1 protein-coding gene is annotated in these 547 nt (G+C 60.5%); it reads right to left on the reverse strand.

Going from position 1 to position 547, the window contains the following annotated elements:
- Positions 1-532 (reverse strand): NUDIX hydrolase (locus EIK80_RS25040; protein ID WP_199743618.1); only part of this gene is annotated, 532 nt, incomplete at its 3' end.
- Positions 533-547 lie beyond the last annotated feature (15 nt).

The raw sequence follows: 547 nt of genomic DNA on the forward strand, positions 1-547 counted from the left end.
GGACGTGCTTAGTGTCCACCGTGCGATCCTTGGTATGGCGCCGTTTGCTGCCTTCCTCGGACAGTGGATATTCGATATCGCCAAGATAGGGGCCAAGCTGCACAGGCAGGCCGGATTCCTCGCCGATTTCGCGAACCGCGGCATGACGGTGAGATTCGTTCGGATCGACTTTGCCTTTCGGCCAGCTCCAGTCGTCGTACTTCGGGCGATGCACCACGCAGAGTTCGATGTGATTGAGCACATTGTCGGCGGAAGCTGGGTCGTTCGCATCCTTGGCTGAAGAGCCGGCCGAATCGACGTGCGTCGCTTGTCCGATTGTGCCGGTCAGGGGAGCGTCGGCCCCTGTTGAGGAGGGGGCTGCGTCTGATGCGCCGGAGGATGACGTAGTATCGTCTGCCGTATTCGTGGCATGCGCGGCGTTCGTGATGATCGTGCCATCGGTGGCGATGTTGGCATTCGCTGACGGAGACGATGCCTGCTCGGGCTCTACGTTGTCTTTCCATCGGTAGAGTATGCCGCCGGCGGCCTCCACGATTCGTCTCATGCT

The sequence above is a fragment of the Caulobacter sp. 602-1 genome, from assembly GCF_003931565.1.
GTDB lineage: Bacteria > Pseudomonadota > Alphaproteobacteria > Caulobacterales > Caulobacteraceae > Caulobacter.